Here is a 22675-nt window from a genome sequence, read left to right as displayed (position 1 = left end):
AATATATTGCAGTTGTATTTTATTTGTAACGAATAAATGAGGTACACTAATAACGGATTTTGAATAAATGAACTTCAACTGTTTATTTTGAAAAATTTAAAATAAAAATATAAAAATTTAATTAATAACTACACGGGAAAATTAAATGAAAACTCAATTACGCAAAACAGCTCTTTCACTTGCTATAGCAGCATGTGTTGGTGTGAGTGGCGCTGCAATGGCTAACGAAACGTCATCATCTGTAAAAGGTCAAATTACAGGGCCAAATGGTAGTCCTGCGGTCGGTACTAAAATTACAGTTATACACGTCCCATCAGGTTCAACTAAAACGACAACAGTGAATGAAGCTGGTAGCTTTTCATCTAAAGGGTTACGTGTTGGTGGTCCATACAAAATAATTGTAGACTCAGATAAATTTCAAGATACTGAGCTTGAAAATATTTATTTAACACTAGGTCAAACCTATCCAGTTACTGTTGCTTTGAGTTCAGAACAAATGGAGCAAATTGTTGTAACAGGTGCACCTATTAGTTCTCAATCTGGTGGTACAGGCCCTGCGTCAACATTTTCATTAAGTGATTTAGAAAACAAACCAGCCATCAATCGCGATTTAAAAGATATAATCCGAGCAGACCCTCGAATTTACATTGACGAAACAAATGCTGGCGCGATTAATTGTGGTGGTGGTAACCCTCGCTTTAACAGCCTAACCCTTGATGGCGTTCGCATGAACGATAACTTTGGTTTAAATTCAAGTGGTTACCCTACAGAAAGAATCCCTTTTTCTTTTGATTCTATCGCTCAAGTTGCAGTAGAGCTTGCTCCATTTGATGTTCAGTACGGTGGCTTTACATCATGTAACATCAATGCAGTAACTAAATCTGGTACAAATGAACTTACTGGTGGTTTCTTCTATGATTACACTAATGACTCACTGTCTGGAGATTCAATTAAAGGTAATAAGCAGGATCTAGGCGATTACTCAGAAAAACGTTATGGCTTTAATGTAGGTCTTCCTCTTATAGAAGATAAGTTATTCCTATTTACATCATACGAAAAATTAGAAGGCGCAGAAATTTTTGAGTACTCACCTTTTGTAAATGGTCGTATAGATCAAGCGACTATTGATCGAGTAACACAAATAGCGATTGATAACTATGCATACGATCCAGGTTCTTTAATCCCAAGTATGCCTGTTGAAGATGAAAAAATCTTAGTGAAGTTAGATTGGAATATTAATGATTCCCATCGAGCAAGCTTTTTATACAATTACAATGATGGCTTTGCAATTTCACAATCAGACACTGGTTCAGAGCGTTTAGCTCTGTCTAACCATTTCTATGAACGTGGTGCAAAGTTAGAATCTTATGTAACTTCATTCTACTCTGATTGGACTGATAATTTTTCTACTGAAATCCGTGTAGGATACTCAAAGCTTGATAATCGTCAAAACTCTATAGATGCAGCATCAGGCTTTGGTGAATTCCAAATCAACACAGGTGATGTAACTGTTTACCTTGGTCCGGATGATTCACGTCAATCAAACAAACTTAATTACGATAACTTATCGCTTAAACTTGCCGGTACTTATTACTTAGAAGAGCATGAAATCTCGTTTGGCTACGAACGAGAGGAACTAGATGTTTTCAATTTATTTGTACAGCATAGTCAAGGTGAGTACCGTTTCAACTCTATAACAGATTTTGAAAGTGGTTTAGCTGATCGTATATATTACGGTAATGCGGCAAGTCAAAATCCAGATGATGCTGCTGGTGAGTTTAAATATGCTTTAAATACTTTATATGCTCAAGATAAATTTGATTTAGTTGACTACGATGTAACGTTTACTGTTGGTCTTCGTTATGACTGGTATACGAGTGATGATACTCCAACATTCAACCAAAATTTTGAAGACCGCTATGGTTATTCAAATAGTCAAAATCTTGATGGTGTTGATTTATTGCAACCTCGTTTAGGTGTTAACTGGATTTATAATGACCAATTAGAGTTACGTGGTGGTATTGGCTTATACTCAGGTGGTAATCCAAATGTGTGGATTTCTAACAGTTATTCGAACGATGGTGTGCGTAATGTCCAAGTTCGCGGTGACGATTTACAAATCTTAGGTGCTGACACGATAGCATTTAATGGCAATGGTCAACCTGGCTACGATATTCCTCAAAGTTTATATGATACTGTAGGGCTAGGTGGTGCAGATGCTGATGTAAATGTTACTGACCCTGATTTTGAAATTCCATCAGAGTGGAAGTTTTCACTAGGTGGTACCTATATCACTGAAGATAACTATGTATTTAACGTAGATTATTTATACACTGATAAGAGAAACTCAGCGATTGTTCAAAATTTAGCATATGAACAAACTGGAACGGCCCCTGATGGACGCCCTATTTATAATGGTGGTTCAGACTTCCTGTTAACAAACGTTGATGGTGACGATGCATACTCCCATATATTATCATTTGGTATGAGTAAATCGTTTGATAATGGAATTGATCTATCTCTTTCATATGCTTATACAGAGTCTAAAGACGTACATCCAATGACAAGCTCTGTGGCATTCTCTAATTACCATGGGATTGCTGTTTCTGACTCAGAAAACCCAGGTGTTGCTACATCAAATTATGAGATTCCACATCGCTTCACGATGTCATTAGCTTATAGCTATGAGCTATTTGACGGTTATGACACTAAATTTAACTTATTTGGCCAAGCATCGAAAACATCGCCGTATTCTTACTCATTCGAAAATGAAAATAATTTCACTTTTGGATATAATGATAATGCTCGTCAATTATTATATGTACCAACGGTTGACGATAGCACTGTTAGCTATGGACCTGATTTTGATTTAACAGCATTTAATGATTGGATTAGTAGTGAAGGTCTGAGCCGCGGTGAAATACTAGAGCGAAATAGTATTGATGGTGATTGGTGGGTTACTTTTGACTTAAAAGTAGAACAAGAGTTTGCAGGGTTTAAAGAAGGCCACAAAGGCGCTGCATACTTTACTATTGCCAATATTGGTAATATGTTAAATGATGACTGGGGTGTGTTAGAAAGCGGTTCATCTCTTCAAAGTGCCGTAACAGCTGATATTGTTGATGGTAAATATGTTTACAATAGCTTTAACAATCCAGCAGGAACAAGTATAGAAGTTAACCCTTCTCTTTGGGAAATGCGAGTAGGTATCAAATACGATTTCTAATTTAGAACTGTAACCTAAAACATCTTTTGAAAGCCCACTTCGGTGGGCTTTTTTATGCTTTTAATGTGTTATTTAACTTTTCAAAAATACTCACTAACACTTCGTGTTCATCATTAGTCAAAGTGCTTAGTAATTGCTTTTCCCAATTAAGTGCATCGGGTGCAATTTGTTCATATAAGCTTTGCCCTGCTTGGCTCAATGCAAGTAAGGCCACGCGTTTATCTTGCTCATTTAATTCACTCCTCATCAAACCTTTATCTATTAGTACTTTTATAGCCCTTGATACTGTTGATTTATCCATATTTGCTTGCGTGCATAAATCCTTTGCGTTGCTTTGGCCATACTGCGCTAAATTAGCAAGTATTCGCCACTGGGGAATATTTAAACCGTATTTAGTTTGATAAACCTCGGCAAAGTCGTTACTTACACGTGTTGCTACATTCGTTAATTGATAAGGTAAGAACGTTGCTAAATCAATTTTCATTTTTGGTTATCCCAGCTTTATAAGGCTTACTTTGGTGTTCATTAATATTTACACAGGTGCATAGTTGCACATTTGATATTAGTCTCACTTGAGAGTATCTTAACTGAAATAAAAATAATATTAAACCAACCCCCCTCTCACAGGAGTCAGTAATGGCGACACTATTAAGTTATATGACAGGTTTTGGTAATGAATTTGAAACACAAGCGCTACCCGGTGCACTGCCAATAGGACAATTTAGTCCACAAAAGGTTAAATACGATTTATACACCGAGCAATTTAGTTCGACTGCATTTACGGCTCCTCGCGCTTCAAATCGCCGCACTTGGTTTTACCGCCTTCGTCCTTCGGTAGTGCAAGGTGATTACCAAGCAATTGATAACGGCCTAATAAGAACAGCCCCAATCACTGAAGCAGTAACACCACCAACAATGCTACGTTGGAATCCTATTGATATGCCTTCACAGCCTACTGATTTTATTGATGGCTTGGTAACGATGGCTGCTAATGGCAGTGCTAATGGGCAATCTGGTATTGGTATCCATGTATATGTCGCTAATCAGTCAATGCAAGAGCGTTACTTTTGCAATGCCGATGGCGAAATGTTGTTTGTTCCTCAGCAAGGTGAGTTATTAATTCACACCGAGTGCGGTAAGTTAAGCATTAAACCAGGTGAAATTGCTGTAATTCCCAGAGGAATTAAGTTCTCTGTTGATTTAATTGACGATACCGCGCGTGGTTATATTTGTGAAAATTATGGCCATGCGTTAGAGCTTGCAGAGCGAGGACCTGTTGGTGCCAACGGTTATGCCAACGACAGAGACTTTCAATACCCTGTAGCTGCCTTTGAAGATAAAGAGGGTGACTTTGAACTTGTTTCTAAATTCAACGGTAATTTATTTAGCTGTGAAATAAAGCACTCTCCTTTTGATGTAGTTGCATGGACAGGAAATAGCTCACCCTATAAATACGACTTATCGCGTTTTAATGTAATGAATACAGTAAGTTTTGATCATCCCGACCCGTCTATATTCACTGTGCTAACCTCTCCTTCTGCTACTGAGGGTATGGCAAATGTCGATTTTGTGATATTTCCACCACGTTGGATGGTAGCCGAAAATACATTCCGCCCGCCGTATTATCACCGTAATATTATGAGTGAATTTATGGGCTTGATTGAGGGTGTGTATGATGCAAAAGAGCATGGTTTTGTACCTGGTGGTGCAAGTTTACACAATTGTATGTCGCCACATGGACCTGAAGCCGACGTATTTGAAAAAGCCTCAAATACTGAGCTTACACCACAAAAATACGAAAACACATTGGCCTTTATGTTTGAGTCGCGCTATATAATTTCACCGACAAAATATGCATTAGAAGGTAAAGAACGCCAACCAAACTACACCGATTGCTGGCGTACTATTAAAAAACAATTTACAGGTTCACAGGATTAATTATGAAATTATACAGCTACTTTCGCTCATCAGCGGCCTATAGGGTGCGTATAGCGCTTAACTTAAAAGCAATTGATCATGAACTTGCTATTGTTAACCTTTTAAAATCGGAGCAGCTTGGGGAAGAATACTTAGCTACGAATCCGCAAGGGTTACTACCTGCACTTGAAACCGATGACGGTGTATTAGCACAGTCACTTGCAATTCTGGAGTGGCTTGATGAAACTTATCCGCAATCGCCATTAATTACGGGGACTGCGTGGCAAAAAGCACAAATAAGAAATTTAAGCTTTGCCATTGCCTGCGATATTCATCCTGTTAATAATTTACGCGTGCTGAAGTATTTGTCGAACGAATTAGGTGTTGATGACGAGACTAAAAATAAGTGGTATCGACATTGGATAGAAGTTGGTTTTGAAAAAATAGAACTGATGCTAAACGAAAATGATGACTACTGTTTTGGTAATCAACCAACACTTGCTGACATTTGTTTAGTGCCGCAAGTATTTAATGCAATTCGTTTTAACGTAGATATGAGCGCTTATCCAAAAATTGCAGCCATTTACGAACACTGTAATAAATTAGCTGCATTTAATGATGCTGCACCGCAAAATCAACCCGATGCAAATTAAGCTAGTTTAGTAACTAACCAGAGTTCAGGTTAGCTAACTTTGTAGCGCACTATGAATAACCGTAATGTGGTCAATTAAATCTAAGCCCAGATCAGTTAAATATCCGCCATCTGGGCTATTTATGATCCCTTTTTCGAATAAGCGTTGCGCTGCACTAAGTAAGCTTGGCTCTGCGTCTGAATGTAATTTGATACCCTGCATTTTACTGTCGCGAGGAAACTTTGCTAATAGTGTGAATTCTTCGATCATTGTTTGATTAAATTGCATGTGCGCGCACCTTTTTATTGTTCTGCGTATAACTAAGTTTATAATTAAAATAACATTATGTACTTTACACTAGCACGTTTTTTAGCTTAATGTATTATTTTTAACCACTCTCTATTTGAAGGTCTCTAATGCGCAACTTTTTAATTCTATGCTTTTGTTTTAGCAGTTTATCGTATTCAATAATTAGTGAAGCAACAACGCTCAAAACCCATTCAATTGTTGACGCAAGCCAGTTTGTAAACGAAGGGTCTAGTTGTTGGTTCGACAACAAACGCTATAGCGAGGGTGCATTAATACAAATCCACTCATTTACACTTTTGTGTGGAGCTAAAAACCCTCAACACAGTAACAGCGAGTTAATCTGGCTGAAAATAGATAAACAGGGTAATGCTATTTACCCAACAGCTCCTAAAAAAATCACTGTGAATTAGCGCTAAAAGCTGATTTGAGCTACAATGCACGCAGTTTAAATAAGTAGTATGGCTATGGATAATCAACCTAAAAACCCTTTACATGGGGTAACGTTAGAACAAATACTTGTTGAGTTAGAACAGCGACTTGGCTGGAGAACACTTGGCGAGCAAGTAAAAATCAAATGCTTTACTGATCAACCGAGCATTAAATCGAGTTTAAAGTTTTTGCGTAAAACGCCTTGGGCTCGCGATAAAGTGGAAGCACTTTATATTCACACTATAAATAACAAACCTATTCGTAGACCAAAAAGTGCGCCGAGAGAAACATCTTCTCAAGCCCCGGATACAACAGGGTTTGTTTGGCCATCAATTAAAAAATGATGTAAAAAAGGAGCTAATTTAGCTCCTTTTTTGATTGTAATTAGCGCGATTTATTGCTCTTTGCAAATCACATTTAATGAGGCCGGCTCAATAGTAATAACGAGTTTGTGAGCAGTTTTAACTTCACCGTCAAGTACGTACTTAAGCTCTCCTTCACCTGTCACCTCGACTCTTTTTGCATTTGTATGATGCGAATTTATAGCTAAATGTGTTTGCGTTAAACTGCTAAACATCAGTTCTGCAATACTCAATATTGTCGTAGAATTTTCATTATTTGGTGTTAGCCAATTTACATCAAGAAGCCCGTCACTATGATCTGGCTGCCCACCACCTTGAGCCAATAACGTTGTAAAAGGCGCAGCATTAGCCACAATAAAGCTATTTGTACATATTTCTTTCGGCTCATTATCATCGAGTTTTACACTAAGTAGCTGTGATTTTTGCTCACCAAAGGCTTCAAAAAAACCATTTAAGTAGGCAAGTTGCCCCGATTTATTTTTCGACTCTCTATCTGCTTTTTCAATCATTGATTGCTCAAAACCAATGCCCGCTAATAAAAGTACTAATTCGTTATTACAATAAGCGGTATCTATTGTGCTTGTTTGACCATCAATTATTAAATCACAGGCTTGTTCAACAGGAATAAATTTAGAGCTAATCCCCATCAATACATGCGCAAGTGCATTTGCAGTCCCCATTGGTATAATACCTAGCTTACATTGTGTATTTACAAGTACGCTTGCAACTTCGGCCACTGTACCATCGCCTCCACACGCTATTATCATGTCTGGTTTTTGCGTAATCGCTTGTTTAGCAAGCTCAATACCGTTAACGTCATGTGAAGTAGTAAGTACTTTTAAATCGTAATAGGCCGATAACCGCGCAACAATTAAGTGCTCTTTTTCTTGCCATAATCGTGTACCAGATACTGGATTTGCAATTAAAACTGCTTTGTTTTTAATCAGCAGCTCGCCTTTTTTATGACGCTTAGCTAAATGACGAAGTTGATGCTTATTTAAGTTTGCGGTTTCGCGGGTTTCCTTTATTTGTGCAAGTACTTCATGTACATCTGCATTTTTGTTTTGACTCAATAAATAAGCCGCCATTACAAAAACAGAGCGCCCACGGCCTAAAGCACAATGTACAACTACGCGACGGTTTTCTTTAATATGATGATGTATCCAATTAATAGCCTGATTTAACTGAGAATGGGTAGGAATACTATGATCGAGCACCGGAATGTTTAAGTAATTTATATTCTCTTGTGTTGAACTCCACTCGAGTCCGTCAAATTCACACGTAACGTCTAAAATTGCAGTAATTCCGTTATCTTTTAATGTGTCTATGTCTGAGGGAAATAATCGGCAAGCTAAAAATAGGTTTTCGTTTATTTTTTGAATTGGCGGCACTTTATCGCGCTTACGTGACCAGGCATTATAAATTTGCACACCAAATAAAAATGGCACAAACGCCCAACGTATATAAAATGGGATCACCCCATTTTCACGTTTTCTAAATATTTTTGCTGTATTAAAAATATATGCGGTACTCACTAATAAAAGTGACAGTGCAGTCCAATAAAAAACAATAGCAAAGTAAACAGAGTTTACTTCCCAACCAATAAAAATAAGTAGTAATGCTAAAAGTGAATAACCAATTGCAGCCCACATAGTTTCTCCTTTGTGTAAATAATTCCGATTTTCTAATTTTAATTTAAACGGCTTTATGTACTCTTTAGCAAATATCACGCCATATAAATGGCATTTTAAATTCAAATTAAAATTATAAGCTATTGATATATAATGTTAATAATAAAATAAATTTAAGTGCAATCTGCTCTTTGTGCATTTTTTACAAACATGTGAATAAATTATACTTACACGTCTAAATTTCAAACACTGATCGGTTATTGCTTGTACTAACGTATAAAGCAGCTAATCTAAAAATCAATTAAATTTTTTGCATCCAAATCACACTCTCAACCGTTTACTCAATGATAATAAGAAAAACAGGACCCCTATGGATAACGATGATTTACTCCCTCTTTTGTGCGCAACAGCACAAGGAGACAAAAATGCTTTCTCAAGTTTATATCAACAAACTAGCGGCAAACTTTTTGCTATTAGTTTAAATATGCTCACTAACAGAGCTTATGCGGAAGAGGCACTACAAGACGCTTTTATAAAAATTTGGCATAACGCATCTGAATATAACGCCTCTAAAGGCACCGTTATTAGTTGGATGATAAGTATAGTTAGGTATAGAAGTCTTGACTCACTGCGCTATCACAAAGTACGAAAAGAGCAGTCGTTAGGCGATGACGAATATGAAAATGAAAGTGTTGACGTTAATTACGATGAAGAAACAAAACTGGTTAATTGTATCGAACAGCTTGAGCCGCAACAAAAACAAGCTATTCACTTAGCTTATTATAAGGGGCTGAGTCATAGCGAGTTAGTGGATCATATAGAAACGCCGTTAGGTACAGTTAAAAGCTGGATCAGGCGTGGGCTTATGCAGCTACAAAGGTGTTTAACATTATGAATTATAATAAACCCGAACTATTAGACGCGCTTGCTGGGCAGTACGTGCTTGGCACACTTAGAGGGCTTGCCCGTAAGCGTTTTCAGCGTCTGTTACTTAACTCAAATCAAGCACGTGAAGCAACAAGTCTATGGGAGCAAAACCTAAACAACTTAGCGAGTGCTATTACACCGCAAACGCCACGTGACGATGTATGGGTAAATATACTACAGCGTATTGAAAACAGGCCACAAACAAGTAAAACAGTCATACATACCAAGCCTTCAATTTGGCGTACATGGTCTTTTGTGGCAACTGCTGCGTGTATTGTTTTAGCCTTTTTGGTTATTCAACCTAGTACCAATGTTATGCACACTCAACAAATTGCTTTGGTTCAAAATCAAGATAAACAATCATTATGGTTTATTGATGTAAGCGAGCAAGGGCTCTCAATTAAAGCCAGTAGCCAATTGGTTGCCCAAACTAATAAAGATTATGAGTTGTGGATGATTTTAAAAGGGCAAGATGCACCTATTTCACTGGGTTTACTTCCCAAGCAAGGCAGTAAAATATTATTAAAAGATAACCGTTTTAACGCAAGTGATATTGCATTGCTAGCCGTAAGCTTAGAACCTATTGGCGGCTCACCAAATGGTTCTCCTACTGAAGTGCTTTACACCACAGAGCTAGTACTTTTATAACCCTACTATTATGACCAAAGTTGGCTGCTTACATAAAGCAGCCAACCTTCTTCAAAACTTTATTAACAAAAAATAAAAATAATTTAACTTTTTTGCATCCAATTTAAATCCTGCCCCGTTATTAGCTATGACTTCAATCAAAACTAAAGGACAAAGTCATGAAAGCTTTAACTCCATCAATACTCGCAGTAGTAATATGTAGTACGTTTGTAAGTGCACCAAGTGAAGCATCAAGCCACAGAGAAGCGCCAAATATAAGCCGTTTCCCGACTTTAGATTCAACCGATTTTTATGTATTTAATAGTTACGAGCAAGGTCGTGATGATTTTGTAACATTAATTGCTAACTATATCCCGCTGCAAGATGCATACGGCGGTCCTAATTACTTTGCAATGGACCCAGATGCTACCTACAGCATTCATATAGATAACGACGGCGATGCTGTTGAAGATATTACATTTGCGTTTAACTTTAAAAGCATGCTTCCTAATGATAACCAAGGTGTGCAATTAACTGTTGGACCTGAAGGTAATCAACGCACCGTGTCTGTACCACTTAAAAATGTAGGCGGTGTATCTGCCGGTGATGACAGCGCTGCAAATTTTAGCGAATCATACACAATGAGCATGATTAGTGGCGCACAGCGTACTGGCGAAACAACGCTACTAAACAACACAGCATCAAACTCAAGTACATTTTCTAAACCACTTGATTATGTGGGCAATAAAACATTTGGTTCAATGAGCGATTACCAAACTTACGCTGACCAATTTGTGTATCAGGTTTCAATTCCTAACTGTGAAAGCATGGCACAAGTTTTTGTAGGACAGCGTAAAGACCCGTTTGTAGTTAACCTAGGTAAAACATTTGATTTAGTTAACTATGTACCTGTAGAGGGTGACAGCGCCCCTGGTGCTGGTGACGGCGGTGGTTTTCCAGGTGGTATAACGCAATCGGCTGATAACGACGATCTTGCAGATAAGAACGTCACATCAATCGCTATCGAAATACCAAAGAGTTGTATTGTTGGTGAAGGTAACGGTGTAATTGGCTCGTGGACAACAGCAAGCTTACCTCAAGCACGTGTATTAAACCCAAATGCTAAATTTGCAAATAATGCTGTAAACGGTGGTGCATTAACTCAGGTTTCACGCCTAGGTAACCCACTTGTAAATGAGCTTGTAATTGGCATTAAAGATAAAGACACATTCTCAACAGCGCACCCGAAAGATGATGCACAATTTTTAGATTATGTATCTCACCCTGCACTACCAGAGTTATTAAATATTTTATTTAAAGATGCTGTTAATACAACACTAGATACTAACTTTGAAACGCTGGCACCCACTAACTTCCCGCGTACTGATTTAATCACTGCATTTTTAACGGGTTTTGCAGACGTTAATCAGCAAGCAACGGTAACACCTTCAGAAATGCTGCGTTTAAACACAGCCATAGTAGCAACAGCGCAAGCTGATCAATCTGCATTTGGTGTAGCTGGTAATGACTTAGCTGGTTTCCCAAATGGTCGTCGCCCAGGTGATGATGTGGTTGATATTGCACTGCGCGTTGTGATGGGTCGTTTATGTCATCCTATTCCTGTAAATGGCGAAGACACTGACTTAGGCCTTTGTACACCAGAGGATGCTAATACGGGTACAGTTCCATTTACTGATGGCGCACCTGTTGATGCAACAATGATGGACTCAACATTCCCATACCTTGCAACACCTATTGCAGGATCTAAATAAGGAGTTAACTAATGCGTAATTTAAAAACTACCCATATTTGTGTTCTCCTCAGTGCATTAACATTGGGTGCATGTAGTAGCGATGACGATAAAAAACAACCTACACCGGTTGTAAACACCGCACCTACAGCAATCGATGCAATGCTGACAACACAAACTGAAGTAAGCATTACCGATATGCTTAGCGCGAGCGATAACGATGGCGATTCACTTACTTACTCGTTAACAAGTGAGCCAACACTCGGTACTGTTACCGTTAATAGCGACGGTAATTTTACCTATACACCAAATAAAGAAGCGACAGGTTCAGATAGCTTTATGTTTGGTGTAAGTGATGGTGTTAATTCGCAAGTTACTGCCACAATAATTATTACGATTGAGGCGCTGCAAGTTGACTTTGCTCAATTTGCAGCCGATGCATTTAATCAAAGCCCGAATGCAGAGCCGCTATCAGTCAATGGTCGCGTGTTTACAAACTCCGATACCGATGTTGATGGATTAATTTCAACAAACGGTAACTAAATTAGCAACTAAACAAGTAATTAAGCTGACAGGCCATGGATGGCTTTTTTCAAAGGATATTTATAATGCATTTATCAGTATTTAAACCCTTCACTATTATTGCTATTTGCTTAACCTCTTTCGCGGTGAGTGCGGCTCCTTTTACACCAAAAGATGACGCAGTTATTGCCTCAAGTAATTCAACACTTAGTGCTTCTCTGTCTGTTGAGGAAATAAATACATTAGTGACTAATAGCCAATATGCAGGCCAAACAGAGCGCTTACAGGGGCTACTTAAAACCCGTTTAGCCCAGCTATATAAACAAACACCCACACCTCAAATTGGTTACCTATATGCTCGTGTTTTACAAAAAGAGCACCTTTTTGACGAAGCAATTAACATCGCTAACAACGTTTTGATTGCCAAGCCAAAACATAATAATAGCCATTTATTGCTAGCCAATATATTTATGACTCAAGGTAAGTTCGCACAAGCAAAAAAACACTGCGTAGCCTTAATTGGGCAAGTAAGCACTATTACTGCTAGCACCTGTGTACTCGATGTACAAAGCCAACATGAAAGCGTTTTAGACAGCTACCAAGCATTAGTAAAAATTATAAATAATAATCAAACTAGCCTAGCTACAAACCATGTTTTAAGTGAAATGAGCTACCGTTTAAACAACTACAAACAAGCGTTGTCTCACTTACAAAGTGTAGATTTAGTTCAAGCCCCTGTGAGCCTTATTGTTTTATGGGCCGATATTCAAATTGCTCTAAATCAACCGCAACAAGTATTAAATACATTAAGCGTACTGCTTCCTGATAAAAGTAATTTAGAGGATGCTATTTTGTTAAGACTTTCAATCGCAGAAAAAAAACTAAATAAACGCGATAAAAAATGGCAAAATACAATGGCGCAAAGAGTTACACTACGAGAGCTTCGTAAAGATTCTTTTCATGCAAGTGACTTAGCTAAATATTACCTTGATGTACAACCAAATCGCGAAAAAGCACTTTACTGGGCTCATATTAATTGGCAACAGGCTAAAATGAGCACCGATGAGCAATTACTTATTCAAGCAAAAGCGATGCAACGAGACACACTATGAAAACGCCTTATCTATTTATACTCACTTTAATGCTGTGCATTTTTTCAACTTACAGCTTTGCCCATCAACTAAGTACAAGTTATATAACCTTAAATAGCGAGAACAATAACGACACCAACAAAAACCAATACACGGGTACCTGGCAAATTAATATAGCCGACTTAGAGCACGCAGTTCCTCTGGATTTAGATAAAAACGGGCAAATTTCGTGGACAGAAATAAAAGCAAAACGCAGCTCAATTAATAACTTCATTGAAGAAAATTTAAATATCACGCAAAACGCGCAATCATGCCCTTTAAAAAGTGAAGGTATCTATCAGCTAGATAACCATTTTAATCAGCCTTATTTGGTTATTCCGCTGCTGTTTAGTTGTGATGACAATGAAGCAATCTCCCTTTCCTATTCTGCTTTTTTTAATACCGATGCCAATCATAAATCCATCGTAAATATAAACGGTGTATCTCGTGTATTTAATATCAACGAGGCACAACAAACGTTCAGCTTTGAGCAAACAAGTTATTTAAGTACGTTTAATCAATACGTGTATCAGGGTGTTTTACATATTTGGATTGGTATTGATCATATTTTATTTTTAATCGCCCTGTTACTTACCTGTGTTTTAAAACGCAGCGATAAAGCATGGCAAGGTATTAGCTCTAAAAAACAAATTATTAAACACACAGCATGGATAGTAACCGCGTTTACGCTTGCGCACTCTATTACGCTTACCGCAACAGCTATGAACTTTGTATCACCAAATAGCCGCTGGGTAGAGCTTGGAATTGCTATATCGGTTTTATTTGCAGCATTAAATAATGTGTGGCCGTTGGTACTTCGTTTAGGTTGGCTTACTTTTGCTTTTGGTTTACTGCATGGGATGGGATTTGCGAGCGTACTTGGCGAACTTGGCTTGTCGAGCGACTATCAACTGCTTAGTATATTGGCGTTTAATTTAGGCGTCGAAATCGGCCAACTTAGTATCTTGCTAGTAGCCTTACCAATACTCATTTATGTACGACACTACACTTGGTATAAAAAGTGGTTAATGCCAATGGGCTCCGTTGCTATCGCAATCATTGCACTTCAGTGGTCAATCGAGCGCTTTTAAATAGACTAAAATAAAAAAGCTAGCCAAAGTATTGGCTAGCTTACTTTTAGTTATTTATTTTGAGCGTTACTGCGCTTCATCAAATGGCATCAGTAATGTTTTCATCGCAGGGCGAAGCGCTATTAACACTGTTTCTTCGGTTAACTCTGGGTAGAGTAACTTTCTAAGTAATAACCCTGCCATCATCGAAAAAATAACATTAATTCGACTTTCAAGTTCAAGCTCATCAATGTCTTTGAGCGCACTTCGCTCGCTTGTTAAAAGCTGTCTCATGCGCCCGCGTGCTTGAGTATCCATATCACGTAGCAATGAAGCTACTTTAACATTTCGACCTGCTTCAGCCATCATATCTAAATCAACTACACATGCCCCTGTGTCCATGTGCCTTTGCACACCAATGTTTAAGCCATCTAAAAGAGCTGCTAAAACATCACCTGGGTGATCTTCAAACTGTTGGAAGATAGAAAACATTTCTTCCATGTCTTTTTCAATAATGCTTTCTATAATGGCTTCTTTACTTTCAAAGTAATTATAAATATGGCCCGCACTCATCCCTGCCGTTTTAGATATTTCAGCCATGCCTGCACCGTGGTAACCTTTTCGGCGAAAACACTCTGCAGCAGCTGTTAGTATTTGTTCGCGCCTAGCCAGTGCTATCGCGGGATCTGTTTGCCTTTTTGCTTTAGGCTTCATGTTCAACTCCACTACCAAGTCATAAACTCAGTAAAGCAAGAGCTATAAATAGTCTCGCTATATAAATATGTAATGCGGCTTTAAAAGCCGCAAATATTATTTCTCTTCCTGAGCTGTTTCACTGGTTACGTTCCATCCGCCACCAAGCGCTTTGTACAAGTTAATTTGGCTTGCAAGATACGCTTGCTGACCCGAAATTAACTGTTGCTGCGCGCCGTACCATGTACGCTGAGCATCAAGTACTTGCAAGTAGCTATCTGCGCCTTTTTCGTAACGCATTTTTGATAAATCAAATGTGATTTGTCGGCTACTTATAAGCATATCAAGGGCACTTAATTGCTCTTGGTAACCTTCTCTATCAGCAAGTGCATCAGCCACTTCGCGAAACGCATTTTGAATTTTTTGCTGATACGTTGCCACTGCAATTTCTTGATCTGCTTTTGCTACATCAAGATTAGCTTGGTTACGTCCCATATTAAAAATAGGTAAGCTAATTGACGGTACAAAACTCCATGTACCTGAGCCCGAATCAAACAAGCCACTTAAATCACTTGAAGCAGACCCTGCATTAGCCGTTAAGCTAATACTTGGGTAAAACGCCGCTCGTGCAATACCAATATTGGCATTAGCGGCAAGCAGTAAATGCTCAGCAGCTTTAATATCTGGGCGCTGCGAAAGCAAATCAGACGGTAAGCCAACCGGTACTTCTGGCATGCTAATCAAATTAGTAAGGTCTTTATTAGGCAGTAAATCAGCCGAAACAGATTTGCCCACTAATAAATCAAGCGCGCTTTTATCACGCTTTAACAAACGTTTGTAAGTTGCTATGTCTACTTTTGCTGTAGCAACTGTACTTCTAAGCTGCTCAAGCGTAATTGAAGACGTTGCACCTAAATCAAAGCTTTTTTGTGTAAGCGATAATGACTCTTGCTGAGAGGTTAACGTTTCTTTTGCAAGCTCTAGCAGTTGTAAGTCTGTTGCGTAATTAAGCCATGCATTTGCAAGCTCGGAAATTAAAGACACTTGCGTACTGTATTGGCTAAGCTCTGTAGAGTATAAATTTTGCAATGCTTGCGCCGATTGATTGCGCACTTTACCCCAAATATCTAACTCGTAAGAGGTAATGCCCACTGTTGCACTGTATTGCGAGCTAATAGCTGCATCGCCAGTACCCGATAAATCAGCAGGTAAACGCTGGCGCGTACCAGATGCGTTTAAATCAAGCGACGGATACAAAGCAGAATCTTCAATTTGATACAAACCACGAACACGCTGCACGTTAAGCACAGCAATTTGCATGTCTTTATTATGCTCAAGGCTTTGCGTAATTAATGTTTGTAGTTTTTCATCATTAAAAAACTGTTGCCAATTTAATTGCTGTGCAGAGCTTTGCTCAGTACCTGATGCATAAGCATCAGATACTGGTAGAGCAAGATCTTTTTGCTCTGGTGCAAGTTGGCAACCACTTAGTACCAATAAAGCAATGGCACTTAGGCTGAATGTTTTAATGCTCATTCTGCGCTCTCCTTTGTTGTCTCATTAGTTTTACCAGGAAATACACGGCGAACTAACACAAAGAACAACGGTACAAATACAACTACTAATATTGATGATGCGAGTGTGCCACCAATAATTGAAATACCTAACGCATTTTGCGCACCAGAACCCGCACTTGAGGCTATTGCAAGTGGTAAAACACCACAAATAAAGGCCATCGAAGTCATGAGTATTGGACGTAATCGTAAGCGTACAGCTGCAATAGCCGCATCAACTAGCCCTAGTCCTTCATCCATTTTATGAATAGCAAATTCAACAATTAATATTGCATTTTTAGAGGCTAAACCAATGGTGGTCAACAAACCTACCTGCAAGTAAATATCGTTAGATAAGCCACCGCCAAGCGCCGCCATAATTGCACCAAATATACCCAGTGGCACAATCATCATTACCGCAAACGGCACCGACCAACTTTCATAAAGTGCAGCTAAACATAAAAATACAAACAATAGCGATAAGCCATATAGTAAAGGTGCTTGACCACTACTTGAGCGCTCTTGGAATGAAATACCGGTCCACTCAGACGAAATACCATTAGGTAATTGTTTAACTAAACGCTCCATTTCATCCATTGCTTGGCCTGTACTGTAACCCGGCGCTGCACTACCTTGAATTTCCATTGCTGAAAAACCATTGTAACGCTCTAAACGTGGCGAACCATACGTCCAGTAGGCACTAGCAAACGCTGAAAACGGCACCATATCGCCATTGTCATTGCGCACATACCATTTATTTAGATCCTCAGGCACCATGCGCGATTGTGCATCACCTTGCATATACACTTTTTTAACTCGACCACGGTCAATAAAGTCATTCACATAACTACTACCCCATGCTGTCGAAAGTGTACTGTTAATATCGTTTTGCGACACACCAAGCGCTTCGGCTTTTGCCAAATCTGTATCAAGTTGTAGTTCTGGCATATCTTCTTGTCCATTTGGACGTACGCCCGCTAAAATTGGACTTTGGCTTGCTAAACCTAATAACTGATTTCGTGCAGCCAAAAGTGCGTCATGCCCTAGGCCTACACGGTCTTGTAAGAAAATATTGAAGCCATTAGCAGTTCCCAGTTCAACAATTGCAGGTGGCGGGAATGCAAACACAAACGCTTCTTTTATAGTCGAAAAGTAACCCATCGCTTTACCTGCAACACCTTGTACCGATAAGTCATCGCGTTGACGTTCATCCCAATGTTTAAGGTTAACAAAGGCAATTGCTGAGTTTTGGCCAGAGCCTGCAAAACTAAAACCAGTAACGGTAAAAATACCGTTTACGGCTTCAGATTGATCGTTTAAAAAGTGATTTTCTACCTTTTTAACAACCTCAAGCGTTTGCTGTGTTGTAGAGCCTGCCGGTAATGATACTTGGTTAAACAAAATACCTTGGTCTTCGTCAGGTAAAAATGCCGTTGGCAAGCTTGAGAATACATAAACCATACCGCCCACAATCACGCCATAAATAAGTAAGTAGCGTTTAGAGTGCGTAAGCATACGGCCTACAAAGCTTTGTGCACCTGAATTTGTTTTATCAAAACCACGGTTAAAGCCTGTAAAAAATCGGCCAAATAACGTCTCATTGTTATGTACATGGCTTGGTTTTAAAAGCGTTGCACACAATGCAGGCGTTAAAATAAGAGCAACTAAAACAGATAACCCCATCGCCGATACCAGTGTTATAGAAAACTGACGATAAATAATACCGGTAGAGCCACTAAAGAATGCCATTGGGATGAATACCGCAGAAAGCACCATGGCAATACCTACCAGCGCGCCTTTAATTTCATCCATCGATTTACGCGTAGCTTCAAGTGCCGAGAGTTTTTCCTCGGTCATTAAGCGCTCAACGTTTTCTACCACAACGATTGCGTCATCTACCAATAAGCCTATGGCAAGTACCATCGCAAACATCGTTAGCGTATTTATTGAATAACCAAAGGTGTACAAAATACCAAACGTACCTAGTAAAACCACTGGCACTGCTATTGTTGGTATAAGTGTTGCCCTAAAGTTTTGTAGGAACAAATACATAACTACAAAAACAAGTACAACAGCTTCAATTAAGGTGTGAATAACTTTTTCAATAGATAACGATACAAACGGCGTTGTGTCGTAAGGTATAACAGCATCTAACCCTTCAGGGAAAAACGGTTTTAGCTCTTCAATTGCTTTTTTAACTCCAGCGGCAGTATCAAGTGCGTTAGCACCACTGGCTAATTTAATACCTAATCCTGATGCAGGTTGCCCATCGTAACGAGCAACAACGCGGTAGCTTTCACCGCCAAGCTCTACTCTAGCAACGTCCTCTAGACGTACAAAAGAGCCATCTGGATTGGTTTTAACCAATATTTGTTCAAATTGCTCTGGCGTTTGTAATCGACTTTGAGCCGTTACTGTTGCATTAAGTTGCTGACCATCAACGGCAGGCATACCGCCAAGTTGACCGGCAGATACTTGTGCATTTTGCGCACTAATTGATGCACTAATATCAGCAGGTGTAAGCTTATAATTTTGTAACTTTGAAGGGTCTAACCAAATACGCATCGCGTACTGAGAACCAAACAGCTGCACTTCACCTACGCCTTCAACACGCGAGACAATATCTTGCACGTTTGATGAAACATAATCACCAATATCAATATTGGTCATGCTGCCATCTTTAGACACAAAAGCATAAACCATCAAAAAGTTACGCGCTGACTTTGCAACTACAACACCTTGCCTTTGAACGGCTTCTGGTAATAGTGGAGTCGCTGTCGCTAGTTTATTTTGCACTTGAACTTGTGCAATATCAGGGTCAGTTTCAGCGCTAAATGAAAGTGTAAGCGTAGCAGAACCACTCGACTCAGACGTAGATGACATATAAAGCAGGCCATCAAGTCCTTTCATTTTTTGCTCAATAACTTGCGTTACCGTATCTTCAAGTGTACGTGCAGATGCACCAGGGTACGTTGCAGTAATACTCACTGCAGGTGGTGCAATTGAAGGATACTGCGAAATAGGTAAACTCCTAATCGCCAAAATACCTGCAAGCATCACTACAATAGCGAGTACCCAAGCAAATATCGGTCTATCGATAAAAAATCGTGACATTAAAACTCTCCGTTATTGCGCTTGATCGGCTTTAGCAGACGATTGAATTTCAGATGGATTCACTGGTGCACCAGGGCGGATTTTTTGTAAACCTTCAACTATTAACTTATCGCCATCCATTAAGCCATCAGTAACAAGCCAATCAGAACCAATCGTTCTATCTACTTTTAATACGCGGCTTTCTACTGTGTTGTCTTTGCTGACAACCATTGCTGTTGGTTCGCCTTTTGAATTACGGCTAACACCACGTTGCGGAGCTAAAATAGCACCCGCCTTAACACCTTCCACAATAGAAGCTCGAGCATACATGCCTGGCAGTAATAATTTTTCTGGATTTGAAAATTTAGCACGTAGTATTACTGAGCCAGTACTTGGATCAACTGTCACTTCAGAAAACTGCAATGTGCCTTTATGAGGATAAACAGAACCATCTTCCATAATAAGTTCAACGTCAGTTTGGCTCGTCGAATCAACACTTAGAGCACCTGATGATATTGCTTTTTTAAGTTTGGTAAGCTCATTACTTGATTGTGTTAAATCGATATAAATTGGATCTAACTGAGTCACTGTAGCAAGTGCAGTACTTTGATTGGCACTTACTAATGCACCTACTGTTACGCTTGATTTACTAATTTGACCACTAATTGGTGATGACACATGGCTGTAATCAAGGTTAATTTGCGCCGATTTCAACTGCGCTTTAGCCGTTAATAATTCTGCTTTTGCTTGCTTGTATGCAGCATCTGCTTCATCAAAGTCTTGCTGACTTACCGCTTTTATTTTTAAAAGCTCGCTAAAACGAGATGCTTTAGCTTTACTACTTGAAATACTCGCCTGAGCACGTGCAACACTTGCTTCACTTGCTGCTAAGTCTGCTTCAAATGTCGCAGGGTCTATTTGATACAGAGCCTGGCCTTGTTTAACCTCTTTACCTTCAACAAATAAACGAGATTGCACAATACCACTTACTTGTGGGCGAATTTCAGCAATTTGAAATGCACTGATACGACCAGGAAGTTCTTTTTTGAGAGTAAGCGCTTGGCTTTTTAATGTAAGTACACCCACTGGTACAGCTTTAGGAGCTGAAGCTTGTGACTGCTCAGCAGCCTGATCGCAACCAGTTAAAGCAACAGAACCGACGAGGGCTGACAATACAAATAAAGCGATGCGGGAACGCTGCATGTTAAATACCTTTTAGTTTAGAGTGAACGATCATTCTAAATTAAAACGCGCTGATAATGAATCTTAATTAGAAGAAATTTACACAAACTTACACTCCTCAGTACAATATACGTCTTAGGTTGCATTTAATATTAATTAGATGAAAATAGAATCAAGACTGTATGAAAATAAAACAACTTAACATATTGAAATAATATCTCATTTTAGAAACGAAGTTTTTAACAGACACAAAAAAGCCAAGCAAATACAGCTTGGCTATTTATATAAAAACTAAAGCGCACACCTCATTTTAAAGGATATTAGCACTCTGCGGGTTAATAACCCTTGAAACTAACAACTGCTCTACCCTAATTCCTTCTACATCAACAACTTCAAACTTAAAGCCTGAAAAAGTTAAATGCTCCGCGCGTTTAGGTATTCGCTTCATATTGTAAATTAAAAAGCCAGCGACCGTTTCATAGTGCATCTGATCAGGAAATTCTTCTATATCAAGTACTTTTGCTAAATCGGTAATTGGGGTTAAGCCATCTACAAGCCATGAATTTTTATCGCGTTCTATGATTAATTCGTCGCCTTGATGAGTAATTAAATCACCCATAAACCCTTTCATTAAATCTTTTACCGTTACAATGCCCACCGAAAGCGCATATTCGTTTACGACAACAGCAAATGGTTTTGCTGCGCTTTTAAACGCATTTAAAGCTTCTGATAGGCTTAATGTTTCCGGTAAGTAAAAAACATCTTTATCAATGAGATCATCGTTTATATTGGCAGCTTCGCCCTTTAGTACTTGTCGTAAAATATCTTTAGATTCAACAGAGCCATGCAACTTATCTAAATTTCCTGACACCACTAAAAAGTGGTTATGAGGATGGTCAATAATTTTAGTCGCAATATCATGGCTAGATTCGTTTAAATCAAAATATACAATTTGGTCGCGTGGCGTCATTACGCTTGATAAAAATCGCGCTTCTAGGTCAAACACATTGCCAATTAATTCATACTCTTGCTTTTGCAAACTACCGTATGCAGCACCTGCTTCCATCATGGCAACAATGTCCTCAGTTGTCACATTGTCTTCTCGCTCAGCGGGCACTTTAAATAAGCGCAACACAAAGTTAGTGACACCATTAAAAAACATCACCAGCGGGGTTAATGCAAAGGTAACCCAGCGCATTATTGTAACCACTCTAACAGCGACCGCTTCAGGCATGATCATCGCTAAACGCTTTGGCATTAAATCGGCGAACAATATAAACAAGGATGTAATAGTAAAAAACGAGAATAAAAAGCTAATTTTTTCTAAATGTGCACCTTGATAAAACAATACCAACACACTTTCAACATAAGGCGATAAGGCCTGCTCGCCCACAATACCACCCAATATCGCTATCGCGTTGAGTGCTATTTGGATCATGGCAAAAAAAGCCCCTGGATTTTCTTGTAGCTTTAGTACCGCTGCTGCCTTTATATTCCCTTCATCTGCCATTACTCGCAGTTTTATTTTACGCGACGCTGCAATTGCTATTTCTGACATAGCAAACAACGCACTGATCAAGATCAATAAGCTAATCCCGATTAAATCACCCATTTAACGCTCC

At 39.0% G+C, this 22675-nt stretch carries 19 protein-coding genes; 11 read left to right on the top strand and 8 right to left on the bottom strand.

The window, feature by feature from the left end:
- Positions 1–145: 145 nt before the first annotated feature.
- Entirely contained in the window at positions 146–3226 is a 3081-nt protein-coding gene (locus GQR54_RS08540; protein ID WP_166377169.1) for a TonB-dependent receptor, read from the top strand.
- Between the two features lie 52 nt (positions 3227–3278).
- On the opposite strand, the gene GQR54_RS08535 is transcribed toward GQR54_RS08540, so the two are convergent.
- The gene (locus GQR54_RS08535) at positions 3279–3710 is read right to left on the bottom strand and encodes a MarR family transcriptional regulator (protein ID WP_166377167.1); all 432 of its coding nucleotides are present in this window, start codon (positions 3708–3710) and stop codon (positions 3279–3281) included.
- A gap of 152 nt (positions 3711–3862) precedes the next feature.
- On the opposite strand from GQR54_RS08535, the gene hmgA reads away from it, so the two are divergent.
- Both hmgA and maiA read left to right on the top strand, forming a co-directional pair.
- Complete coding sequence (hmgA, locus tag GQR54_RS08530; protein WP_166377165.1) at positions 3863–5164, top strand: homogentisate 1,2-dioxygenase; 1302 nt, start codon at positions 3863–3865, stop codon at positions 5162–5164.
- 2 nt (positions 5165–5166) lie between these two features.
- Entirely contained in the window at positions 5167–5796 is a 630-nt protein-coding gene (maiA, locus tag GQR54_RS08525; protein ID WP_166377163.1) for a maleylacetoacetate isomerase, read from the top strand.
- A gap of 33 nt (positions 5797–5829) precedes the next feature.
- On the opposite strand, the gene GQR54_RS08520 is transcribed toward maiA, so the two are convergent.
- Entirely contained in the window at positions 5830–6063 is a 234-nt protein-coding gene (locus tag GQR54_RS08520; protein WP_166377161.1) for a TIGR02647 family protein, read from the bottom strand.
- 128 nt (positions 6064–6191) lie between these two features.
- Between GQR54_RS08520 and GQR54_RS08515 the strand changes: the two genes are divergently transcribed.
- On the top strand, positions 6192–6494 hold the full coding sequence (locus GQR54_RS08515; RefSeq protein WP_166377159.1) for a DUF1496 domain-containing protein: 303 nt from the start codon (positions 6192–6194) through the stop codon (positions 6492–6494).
- Positions 6495–6548: 54 nt separating this feature from the next.
- The gene (locus GQR54_RS08510; protein ID WP_010553962.1) at positions 6549–6857 is read left to right on the top strand and encodes a VF530 family protein; all 309 of its coding nucleotides are present in this window, start codon (positions 6549–6551) and stop codon (positions 6855–6857) included.
- Between the two features lie 50 nt (positions 6858–6907).
- Here the strand turns inward: GQR54_RS08510 and GQR54_RS08505 are convergent, their stop codons facing one another.
- Positions 6908–8527 carry a diacylglycerol kinase family protein gene (locus tag GQR54_RS08505; RefSeq protein WP_166377157.1) on the bottom strand — a complete coding sequence of 540 codons (1620 nt, stop codon included), beginning with the start codon at positions 8525–8527 and terminating at the stop codon, positions 6908–6910.
- Between the two features lie 349 nt (positions 8528–8876).
- Between GQR54_RS08505 and GQR54_RS08500 the strand changes: the two genes are divergently transcribed.
- The 6 genes from GQR54_RS08500 (at position 8877) to GQR54_RS08475 (ending at position 14553) form a co-directional block, all read left to right on the top strand.
- On the top strand, positions 8877–9401 hold the full coding sequence (locus GQR54_RS08500) for a sigma-70 family RNA polymerase sigma factor (protein WP_007582398.1): 525 nt from the start codon (positions 8877–8879) through the stop codon (positions 9399–9401).
- Positions 9398–10081: an anti-sigma factor gene (locus GQR54_RS08495; protein WP_166377155.1), complete on the top strand. Its 684-nt coding sequence runs from the start codon at positions 9398–9400 to the stop codon at positions 10079–10081. The genes GQR54_RS08500 and GQR54_RS08495 overlap by 4 nt, the downstream gene beginning before the upstream one ends.
- A 158-nt stretch (positions 10082–10239) precedes the next feature.
- Entirely contained in the window at positions 10240–11832 is a 1593-nt protein-coding gene (locus GQR54_RS08490; protein ID WP_166377152.1) for a DUF4331 domain-containing protein, read from the top strand.
- 11 nt (positions 11833–11843) lie between these two features.
- On the top strand, positions 11844–12353 hold the full coding sequence (locus tag GQR54_RS08485; RefSeq protein WP_166377150.1) for an Ig-like domain-containing protein: 510 nt from the start codon (positions 11844–11846) through the stop codon (positions 12351–12353).
- Positions 12354–12418: 65 nt separating this feature from the next.
- Positions 12419–13444: a hypothetical protein gene (locus GQR54_RS08480; RefSeq protein ID WP_166377148.1), complete on the top strand. Its 1026-nt coding sequence runs from the start codon at positions 12419–12421 to the stop codon at positions 13442–13444.
- The gene (locus tag GQR54_RS08475; protein ID WP_166377147.1) at positions 13441–14553 is read left to right on the top strand and encodes a HupE/UreJ family protein; all 1113 of its coding nucleotides are present in this window, start codon (positions 13441–13443) and stop codon (positions 14551–14553) included. Before GQR54_RS08480 ends, GQR54_RS08475 begins: the two co-directional genes overlap by 4 nt.
- 66 nt (positions 14554–14619) lie before the next feature.
- On the opposite strand, the gene GQR54_RS08470 is transcribed toward GQR54_RS08475, so the two are convergent.
- The 5 genes from GQR54_RS08470 to GQR54_RS08450 all read right to left on the bottom strand — a co-directional run bounded on the left by GQR54_RS08470 (position 14620) and on the right by GQR54_RS08450 (position 22665).
- Positions 14620–15246: a TetR/AcrR family transcriptional regulator gene (locus tag GQR54_RS08470; protein WP_024591828.1), complete on the bottom strand. Its 627-nt coding sequence runs from the start codon at positions 15244–15246 to the stop codon at positions 14620–14622.
- Between the two features lie 96 nt (positions 15247–15342).
- Positions 15343–16761 carry an efflux transporter outer membrane subunit gene (locus GQR54_RS08465; protein WP_166377146.1) on the bottom strand — a complete coding sequence of 473 codons (1419 nt, stop codon included), beginning with the start codon at positions 16759–16761 and terminating at the stop codon, positions 15343–15345.
- Positions 16758–19892 carry an efflux RND transporter permease subunit gene (locus GQR54_RS08460; RefSeq protein ID WP_166377145.1) on the bottom strand — a complete coding sequence of 1045 codons (3135 nt, stop codon included), beginning with the start codon at positions 19890–19892 and terminating at the stop codon, positions 16758–16760. Before GQR54_RS08460 ends, GQR54_RS08465 begins: the two co-directional genes overlap by 4 nt.
- A gap of 12 nt (positions 19893–19904) precedes the next feature.
- Complete coding sequence (locus tag GQR54_RS08455) at positions 19905–21074, bottom strand: efflux RND transporter periplasmic adaptor subunit (RefSeq protein ID WP_007582389.1); 1170 nt, start codon at positions 21072–21074, stop codon at positions 19905–19907.
- 289 nt (positions 21075–21363) lie between these two features.
- A complete protein-coding gene (locus GQR54_RS08450) occupies positions 21364–22665 on the bottom strand; it encodes a hemolysin family protein (protein ID WP_007582388.1) in 1302 nt (433 codons plus the stop codon).
- Between the last annotated feature and the right edge of the window lie 10 nt (positions 22666–22675).

It is taken from the genome of Pseudoalteromonas sp. Z9A4 (assembly GCF_011378845.1).
Taxonomy (GTDB): domain Bacteria; phylum Pseudomonadota; class Gammaproteobacteria; order Enterobacterales; family Alteromonadaceae; genus Pseudoalteromonas; species Pseudoalteromonas arctica.
This window is presented reverse-complemented; position numbering and strand designations above follow the sequence as displayed.